The sequence below is a fragment of the Methylomonas rivi genome, from assembly GCF_024505165.1.
Classification (GTDB): domain Bacteria; phylum Pseudomonadota; class Gammaproteobacteria; order Methylococcales; family Methylomonadaceae; genus Methylomonas; species Methylomonas rivi.
Window position 1 is genome coordinate 1 of the sequence record NZ_JANIBK010000148.1, and the last position, 9,545, is coordinate 9,545.

Consider the following 9,545-nt stretch of genomic DNA (forward strand, 5'->3'; position numbering starts at 1 on the left):
CCAACCTTGAGGTGGCGCGGTTTTTTTGTTTTCGCATCCTTGCCGGTTTGCTTGGGTTTCCGCCGGCTATTCAACCAACAATCGCCGCATCATACCCGGATTTTCATGTTCCGGGTTATGGCGGCAGTACAAAAACAGGCCCTTGTAATCCTGGAATGGTTCGATGATTTCTACTTCCCCGGCCGGATTGGGTGCCCGAGAGCGGCGGGCTATGCATCACCAACCGGCTACCGACCGCTGAAATCCTGCCACAAATCCACCTGCTCGTCCGGCGCCAGCATGATACACGGAGTATTTGAACATACTCTTTTTCTAACGGACGTTCAACGCGGAATTGATTACCGGCGTTTGAGGGCCGCAACAAATGACGGGCAATCATATTCCGGGTTTGGGTGATAGAATGTCGAAAAACTAACGCCGAGATGTGAGGCCTGCTGGAACAATACCCTGCCGGCTAAAATTCTAAAATTAAGAGGAAAATATGCGTAACCGGAAACTGTTACCTGCGTTGGCAGGCGCAACTATCGTAGGCGCCATTGTCTTGTATGTTGCGTTTTACTTCGTGTTTCTCGATTTTTTCGTGGATTTGTGGTGGTTCAGATCCCTGGAATTTGAAGCCTACTTCTGGCTGCGGCTGTTATACCGTTTTATTTTCTCCGGCGCGGTCACGCTGTTTTTCTTTGCTGTGTTCCAATTTCATTTCTGGATTGCCTCCCGCTATTTGGGGTTAAACCCGCCGGACGAAGTCTGGCTGGACGACAAAAAAAGGCGCCGCTTTCAACGCTTCGCCGACGTGTTTATTTACGGCTCCGCCAAGGTTTACACCCCGGTGTCGTTTCTGATGGCCGTGGCCGTCGCCATACCTTTCTATCTGCAATGGGAAGATGCCTTGCTGTTTTTCTTCGGCGGCGCATCCGGCATCAAGGATCCGGTTTACGACAACGACGTCAGCTTTTATCTGTTTTCATACCCGATTTACATACTGATTCAGAAGGAGTTGCTGGCAACGGCGTCGATAGCGCTGGTTGCCACCGGCATATTGTATTGGTCGGAACACGTTTTCATCCCCAACCAGGGCCGGGAGTTTCCATTCGGCGCTAAAATGCATCTGACGGTGTTGTTCGTGTTCGTCGTGTTTTTCGTGGGATGGGGCTTTATGCTGGACCGCTTCACACTGCTTTATTCCAGCGGACGCGAACCGGTGTTTTTCGGTCCCGGCTTTGTCGATTTGCGCTATAAGCTGCCGCTGATCTGGATGTCGGCGTTGGCATTTTTGAGCATTGCCGGCTTGATCGTATTTTATGTATTTGCGGAACAGCATCGCAGCAAAACCCCTATCGTTATCGCCGTGTTGAGTTTTTTGGCGTTGGTGGGCTTGAAGGATTCGGCTTTTCTGCCGGGAATTATCGAAAAGTTTATCGTCAAACCCAATCCCACCCGTACCGAAGGTCAGTTCATGCAGTACAACATCGACGCGACCATGGCGGCCTATGACCTCAATAACATCGATACCATAGACCTGCCAATCAATGTCGATGCTACCAAGGACATAGAACAATGGGCCACGCAGAAAAACTTCGAAAACATTCCCGTATGGGACAGGGAATACTTGATCGATAGCTACAAACAGCTGCAAAGCATACGGCCTTATTATACTTTCCCGACTATCGACGAAGACCGTTATTTCATTCGCGGACATTACCAGCAGGTCAATCTGGCGGCCCGCGAAACCAATGTCGGCAACTTGAGCCAGGAAGCGCAAAACTGGGAAAACACCCATCTGCGCTATACCCACGGTTATGGGGCTGTAGTATCGCCGGCTGCGCAAGATGCCGATATTCCCATCGTCTGGTATATGCGGGACTTGAACTTGAGTTCGAACGTAGGATTTTCGGTCAAGTTTCCGGACATCTATTACGGCATGGAAAAATACAAATATGCGATTGTGCCGAACAAATTGGTGACCGAAAACATCAGCGGTTCCGACGCGGAAATGGCGAGAGGCTATTTGGGAAAATCCGGCGTGCCGATTCCCTCCTATTTCAGAAAGCTGCTGTTTGCATTTTATTTCAAAGACGAAAAAATCTTTTTCTCGCCCAACATTTCAACCGATAGCAAGCTGTTGATACGGCGCAATATCGTCGAGCGGATAGCCACGCTGACACCGTTCCTGCACTTGGACAAGGATCCTTATCTGGTTGTCGACAAAGACCGCTTTTACTGGATACAGGATGCATACACTCTGTCTAATCTTTATCCGGTTGCCAAGCCCGCTGCCGACGATTTCCTCGACGGCGCGCAAAAATTCAATTACATCCGCAACTCGGTAAAAGTCGTGGTCGATGCCTACACCGGCAAGGTCGATTATTACATTTGCGATCCTGATCCCATTATTGCCGCATACAGCCGGGCCTATCCCGGCGTTTTCAAGCAATTAAGCGAAATGCCGGAAAGCTTGAAGGCCCATCTGCGTTATCCGCGCGATCTGTATTACATGCAGATGAAAATTTTTGCCAAATACCACCAAAATACACCCGAAGCGTTTTACGAGCAGGCTGAAACTTGGCAATACGCGATGGTGGGCGGCGAGCCGGTGTTGCCGTATTTCATCACGATGAACTTCGAGCGTTGCAATGGCATGGAAGAATTCGTGATGATAAACCCGATGACGCCGATCAATAGCAATAACTTGAGCATGGTCGGCATCGCCGGCACCATGGACCATAAGCAATGCAATCCATATAGTTACAGGCCCGGCATTACCATTTACAAATTCCCCAAGGAAGTACAGGTCAACGGACCGTCGCAGGTAAATGCCCTGATCGACCAAAACCCCGATATTGCCGCCCAATTTACCTTATGGAATCAACTCGGTTCGGAAGTCAAAAAGGGCCGCATGGTCATCCTGCCCATGGGTAATTCCATTTTGTATGTGCAACCCATTTACATGCTGGCCACCAAAACCAAAATGCCCGAGTTGGCCCGGGTCATCGTCTCCATCGGCAATCAGGTGGTAATGGACAAAACCTTGGTCGCCGCATTCGAACGATTGGAAAATATGTTCATCAACCAAGCCGCCGGCTCAACCTCGGGCACATCGGGAAGAAAACCTTAAAACGTGACAAGCCCGGCCCGGGTAACTGTTAATTCCCGGGCCGTTACTCCTTCATGCCATTTCTGTTTTGATTGAATAAGCCGCCCAGCATTTTTATTTTTTGCGCCTTAGCCTGCGAAGCCCGACCGTTGATTGCGGCTTGGCAACTGAAAAAGCTGCCCGCTTCCAGCCACCCATTTGCAATCTACGCGGATCCGCAGCGCGCCGTCGTCGTCACCGGCATCGGCAAGGTGGCAATGGCGGGTGCGATTGGCTACACCATGGCTTTATTTGCTGTTCCGGCACTGCCGGTAATGCTGAACTTGGGCATTGCCGGATATCGCAATCGCCCGCTGGGGAGCCTCGTTTTGGGGCATAAGATCATCGATTCCGAAACCAAGCGCGGCTTCTATCCGCAGTTCCCGTTTACCGTCTCCCTGCCGACGCAGACCGTTTCGACCGCAGCCAACCCCAATACCGATTACTCGGCCGATGCGCTATTCGACATGGAAGCCAGCGGATTTTATGAAATGGCCGTCAAATTCAGTTCGAGCGAGCTGATTCATGTCGTTAAAATAATCTCCGACAATCGCCATTCGCCGATAACGGCTATCGGTGAAACGGGAGTCGAACGGTGGATTAGCGCGCAACTGGCGGCCATCGAAGATTTGCTGGATGCTTTGCTGGTGCACAGGCAGCTAAGGCCGCAAGATTCGGAGCTCTATGATCGCTTAACGAAAGAATTTCGTTTTACCGTCTCGGGTTGTTTGAAATTAAAAGCCTTGTTACAGCGCTGGCGGACACTAAAGGGGGATGAACCTCTTGTTTGGCAAAGCCGTCAACTCAAAAGCGGTAAGGAATTTTTAACGTGGTTGGAAAAACGGCTGGATGATTCGGCGTTTTTCTTGTAACGGCAGGAAAATTGAACGGGGCGCCGATGAGCGCCCCGTTAACAAGCTTACAGCAAGCTTTTCAGTTTTAAATTGGTTTCTTTGGCTTTTTGGAAATGCGCTTTGGCTTCTTCCAGATTAGCCGCTTTGGCCGATGTTTCGGCTTTTTTCAGGTGATCTCTGACTTTCGCGGTTTCTCTTGCCACTTTATCGTTAGCATTCAATTCTTTGGTAAAGTCACGGGCTTTTTTGCTCAAAGCAGCAACTTCATCACCTTCGGCACCGTTGGTGATTGCTGCCAGGGCAGCATCGATGCGGCTATCGACTTCTTTGATCACATCGGCGGGAGCATGGGAAACCCTGCCTGGGTCGGACTCGGCAACTGCAGCAGTTGAGAAAGAACCCATAGCAACGGTCAAAGAGAAGGCAATAGCTGCACTTTTTAAAATTTTCATGTATTGGAACCTCACAGTTGTTTTTATAAGAAACATACAGCCACCAACCACATTTAATGAACCATATGCTGGCGGCGATAATAACATAGTTCGTACGGTTTGATAGCATGATTGTTACCGGATTAAGTCGTTTTTCCGCCAAAAACGACTTAATGGCCTACTCGACGCTGACTAAAATTCTGTCCAGCCAGGAGGTAGGCAGCAAGCGTTTAAGCCAAGCAAACAAATGGGTTGGGACGGTGACTGCATAACGGGATTTCGGCCGTTTGGATTCCAAGGCATGAATGACTTTTTCCGCGACGGCGGTGGCGGGCAAGGTGAACGGCGCGGCCGGTCCGGTTTTTTGCAAACGCGCCTCCATGGCTTTATAGGTTTGCCGATGCACACTCAAGTTAGGATCGATAAAGTGTTGATACATGGCAAACGCATTCTGCCGAAAACGGCTTTCAATGGGCCCAGGCTCGATCAGCACAATGCGTATGCCCGAACCGCGCAGTTCCAGGCGTAGCGTATCCGCCAGGCCTTCCAGCGCAAACTTGCTGCTGTTATAGGCGCCGCGGAATTTCATGGCCACGAACCCCAATACCGAGCTGTTGTAAATGATGCGGCCGTGTCCTTGCTTGCGCATCAGGGGAATCAATAAATTAGTCAGTTCATGAGTGCCGAAAAAATTGGTCTCGAATTGATTTCTTAACGCATCCCGGCTAAGGTCTTCAACCGCGCCGGGCTGGCCGAAGGCGCCATTGTTAAACAGGGCGTCGACCTTGCCGCCGGTCATTTCGGTCAGTTTTTGCACCGCTTGTTGAATGCTGTCCGAATCGGCCAAGTCCAACCGCAGGCATTCAAAGCCTTTGTCTATCAAAATGGCGGCATCTTCCGCTTTTCTGACCGAACAAATCACCCGATGGCCGCGGTTTTTCAAGCTGATGGCGGTGGCGTAGCCTATCCCTGAGGAGCAACCGGTAATAAATACGGTTTGCGGGTTTATGTTCATTCTTTCAGCTCGGTTTCATTGAAATAATACGTGGCGCCGGAGCTGCAATTGACCAGAAACACCAATTGTTCTTTAGTGCTTTTGGCGTTCAGTTCGTCGGCTTCCACCCGCTGGCATTTACCGGTAGCCAAGGCTTTTTGGGCGGCAAGCCGGCGGAATTTTTCGATGTCCGCCAACCGCGCTTCGAACGGACGGATCCCTGCCGGCAAATTATCCGGATCATAGGGGGGGATGGCGAAGGCGGAAAACTGCAGCGGATTATTTTTAATCAGCGTCAGGGTCAAGTCGCTTTGCGCCCTGGCCAACTGCTTACGCTCCGCAATGGCATCCAGACGGGCTTGTTCTTCAGCCTGTTTTTGCGCTTCAAGTTGTTTTTGCTGCTCGGTTGCCTGCACCTGCCGGCTTTCCAGTTCGTTCAGATCCACCTTGCTGCCAGTCTTGGTATTGATCTGCACGGCCTTATGATCCTCGGTACAAGGCGAAGACTGATAATCCGTGCGCCCTTCCGCGTCCGTGCATTTATAAACCCCGGCCCAACCGTGCAGCGGCCAACACAGTGTAAAAAGTAAGAGTAGCTTTTTCATAATATTCCAGTCCTCCAATGCAATCGCTTAACCGTCGCCTGTTTTTTCGGCGCCCCAACCGGCCCGCGGCAGGGCAAGCTTTAAGTTTTATAGCCCGCGGCAGTTGATGATAGAATCCAAGTTTTTATTACTATAGAGCGATTCGGCAATTCGGCACAACCGCCAGGGATAAGGTTGCGCTTTAAGTTGGCCGGCATTGCTCTAACTGACGAATGCCGGCAGCGCTCACCATACCATCATGACCACGGATTATAAAACGACACTCAACCTCCCCAAAACCGAGTTTGCCATGAAAGCCAATCTGGCCCAACGCGAACCCGAGACGCTGAAACAATGGAACGAAAACCGGCTGTATCAAAAAATCCGCGAACACTGCGCCGGCCGGCCCAAATTCGTGCTGCACGACGGTCCCCCCTATGCCAACGGCGCCATTCACATCGGCCACGCGGTCAACAAGGTATTGAAAGACATTATCGTCAAATCCAAAACATTGGCCGGCTTCGACGCGCCTTATGTGCCCGGTTGGGATTGCCACGGTCTGCCGATCGAATTAATGGTGGAGAAAAAAGTCGGCAAGGCCGGTGTCAAGGTCAGTCCGGCCGAATTCCGTAAAGAATGCCGAGCCTATGCCAAAAAACAAGTCGAAATTCAAAAAGAAGAATTTATCCGTCTCGGCGTGTTGGGCGATTGGGATAATCCTTATCTGACCATGGACTTTGCCTTCGAAGCCGACATCGTGCGCGCCTTGGGCAGAATCGCCGCCAAAGGCCATCTTGCTAAGGGCGCCAAGCCCGTCCATTGGTGTACCGACTGCGGCTCCGCCTTGGCGGAAGCGGAAGTCGAATACGAAGACAAGCACTCGCCCGCCATCGACGTGCGTTTCGAAGTGGTCGACGAGCATGCCTTCATGGCTTGCTGCCATCATGCACCGGAACACGAAGGCAAGGGCCCGCTGTCGGTCGTGATCTGGACCACCACGCCCTGGACCTTGCCCGCCAACCAGGCGGTGGCGCTGAATCCCGAGCTGGAATACGCCGTGGTGCAGTGCGAAATCGACGGCCGAGCCGAACGTCTGGTTTTAGCCGAAGCACTGCTCAAGGACGCCGTACTGCGTTACGGCATCGGCGAACACCACATCATCGGCTACTGCAAGGGCAGTGCGCTGGAAGGCCAATTTCTGCATCATCCGTTTTACGACCGGCGGGTGCCCGTCATTCTGGGCGACCACGTCACAACCGACGCCGGTACCGGCGCGGTACATACAGCACCCGGCCACGGCCAGGAAGACTATGTTGTCGGCATGAAATACAATCTGCCGGTGGACAATCCGGTCGGCGGCAATGGCGTGTTTTTGCCCGGCACCGAGCTGTTCGCCGGCCTGCATGTGTTCAGCGCCAACGACAAAGTGCTGGACGTGCTGCGCGAACGCGGCAAACTGGTGCACCATCACGCTTTATTGCATAGCTACCCGCATTGCTGGCGGCATAAAACCCCGATCATTTTTCGCGCCACCCCGCAATGGTTTATCGCCATGGATAAAAACGGCCTGCGCGATACCGCCTTGAACGAAGTCAAACGCGTAGACTGGATCCCGGACTGGGGCCAGGCCCGCATCGAAGCCATGCTCGGCAATCGGCCGGATTGGTGCATCTCCCGCCAACGCACTTGGGGCGTACCGATTGCGTTCTTCGTGCATAAGGAAACCGGCGAATTGCATCCCAGAACCGCCGAATTGATCGAGCAGATCGCCAAGCGCATCGAACAACAAGGCATCGAGGCCTGGTTCGAATTGGATGCCGCCGAATTGATAGGCACCGATGCCGAGCAATACGACAAAATGAGCGATACCCTGGATGTCTGGTTCGACTCCGGCGTCACCCACGCCGCCGTGCTGGAGCGCCGGGAACAATTGCGCTTCCCGGCCGACTTGTACCTGGAAGGCTCCGACCAGCACCGCGGCTGGTTCCAGTCGTCCTTGCTGGCCTCGGTGGCCATGAACGATGTGGCGCCGTACAAGGAGGTATTGACCCACGGCTTCACGGTCGATGCCGAAGGCAAGAAAATGTCCAAATCCAAGGGTAATGTGGTGCTGCCGCAAACCGTGATGAAATCGCTGGGCGCGGACGTATTGCGCCTGTGGGTAGCCGGCAGCGATTACCGCTACGAAATGTCGGTGTCCGATGAAATCTTGAAACGCACCTCCGACGCCTACCGCAGACTGCGAAACACCGCCCGCTTCCTGCTATCGAACCTGGACGGTTTCGCCCCCGCGCAACACCAAGTCGCCAACGCCGATTTACTGGCGCTGGACCGCTGGGTGGTCGACAAGGCCTGGCAATTGCAAGCCGAAATTAAAACGGCCTACGGCGATTATCAATTTCAGGTCATTTATCAAAAAGTGCTGAATTTCTGCAGCATCGACTTGGGCGGCTTTTATCTGGATATCATCAAGGACCGCCAATATACGGCCAAGGCAGATTGTCTGGCGCACCGTTCCGCGCAAACCGCCATGTACCATGTTATCGAAGCCATGGTGCGCTGGCTGGCGCCCATCGTCAGCTATACCGCCGACGAAATCTGGCAAGCCATGCCCGGACAACGCGGCGAATCGGTGTTTCTGGAAACCTGGTACGAAGGCCTGTTTCCGCTGGACGCGCAAGCTGAAATCACCCGTGCAACCTGGGACAAAGTCATGGCCGTGCGCACCGTGGTCAGTAAACAATTGGAAGCGCTACGCAAGGACGGCGCCATCGGCGCGTCCCTCAATGCCGAAGTGGAATTGTATTGCGACGAGAGCTACGCCGCCGAGTTGAATAAACTGGCCAGCGAACTGCATTTCGTGTTCATTACCTCCAACGCCGGGGTAGCCGGCATGCAATTCTGCCCGGACGATGCCGCGACCACCGAACTGGACGGCGTGAAGCTGAAAGTGAGCGTGTCGGAACATAAAAAATGCGTGCGCTGCTGGCACCAACGTTACGACATCGGCGAGCATGCCGAGCATCCGGAGTTATGCGGCCGTTGCGTGGAAAACGTGGCCGGTAACGGCGAGATCCGCCGCTATGCTTAAGTGGCTGTGGCTGTCATTGTTGGTATTGATCTTGGATCAAGCCAGCAAACTGGCGGTAGACGCCTCCATGCAACTGTTCGAATCGATCCCGCTGTTGCCCGGCTTTAATTTGACTTACGTACATAACACCGGCGCGGCCTTCAGCTTTCTGGCCCAGGCCGGCGGCTGGCAACGCTGGCTGTTCGCCGGTTTGGCCGTGGTGATGAGCGGCATCATCGCGGTCTGGCTGCTGCGCCTGCAAAAACATGAAACGCTGATGGCCGCCGCGCTGTCCTTAGTGTTGGGCGGGGCCATCGGTAATCTGATCGACCGCGTGGCCTACGGCTATGTGATCGATTTTCTGGATGTGTATTACCAGGACTGGCATTGGCCGGCGTTCAACATTGCAGACTCCGCCATATGCATCGGGGTTGGCCTGATGCTGCTGGAAAGTTTCGGCCTCGGCCGCAAAGCGGCCG

The 9,545-nt window shown here is 53.2% G+C and carries 7 protein-coding genes; 4 read left to right on the forward strand and 3 right to left on the reverse strand.

Annotation, left to right across the window (positions count from 1 at the left end; all coding sequences use genetic code 11):
* The first annotated feature begins 481 nt into the window (after positions 1 to 481).
* Complete coding sequence (locus tag NP596_RS17830; protein ID WP_256616749.1) at positions 482 to 3,115, forward strand: UPF0182 family protein; 2,634 nt, start codon at positions 482 to 484, stop codon at positions 3,113 to 3,115.
* Positions 3,116 to 3,186: 71 nt separating this feature from the next.
* Positions 3,187 to 4,005, forward strand: a complete 819-nt coding sequence (locus NP596_RS17835; RefSeq protein ID WP_256616750.1) for a nucleoside phosphorylase-I family protein — start codon at positions 3,187 to 3,189, stop codon at positions 4,003 to 4,005.
* 47 nt (positions 4,006 to 4,052) lie between these two features.
* Here the strand turns inward: NP596_RS17835 and NP596_RS17840 are convergent, their stop codons facing one another.
* The 3 genes from NP596_RS17840 to NP596_RS17850 all read right to left on the reverse strand — a co-directional run bounded on the left by NP596_RS17840 (position 4,053) and on the right by NP596_RS17850 (position 6,017).
* On the reverse strand, positions 4,053 to 4,439 hold the full coding sequence (locus NP596_RS17840) for a hypothetical protein (protein ID WP_256616751.1): 387 nt from the start codon (positions 4,437 to 4,439) through the stop codon (positions 4,053 to 4,055).
* Positions 4,440 to 4,596: 157 nt separating this feature from the next.
* The gene (locus NP596_RS17845) at positions 4,597 to 5,433 is read right to left on the reverse strand and encodes an SDR family oxidoreductase (protein ID WP_256616752.1); all 837 of its coding nucleotides are present in this window, start codon (positions 5,431 to 5,433) and stop codon (positions 4,597 to 4,599) included.
* Complete coding sequence (locus NP596_RS17850; protein WP_256616753.1) at positions 5,430 to 6,017, reverse strand: DUF4124 domain-containing protein; 588 nt, start codon at positions 6,015 to 6,017, stop codon at positions 5,430 to 5,432. The genes NP596_RS17845 and NP596_RS17850 overlap by 4 nt, the downstream gene beginning before the upstream one ends.
* A gap of 238 nt (positions 6,018 to 6,255) precedes the next feature.
* On the opposite strand from NP596_RS17850, the gene ileS reads away from it, so the two are divergent.
* Together ileS and lspA are read left to right on the forward strand one after the other, a co-directional pair.
* Positions 6,256 to 9,087, forward strand: coding sequence for an isoleucine--tRNA ligase (ileS, locus tag NP596_RS17855; protein WP_256616754.1), 2,832 nt, complete (start codon positions 6,256 to 6,258; stop codon positions 9,085 to 9,087).
* On the forward strand, positions 9,080 to 9,545 hold a 466-nt coding region (gene lspA / locus NP596_RS17860), incomplete at its 3' end, for a signal peptidase II (protein WP_256616755.1). The genes ileS and lspA, both read left to right, overlap by 8 nt.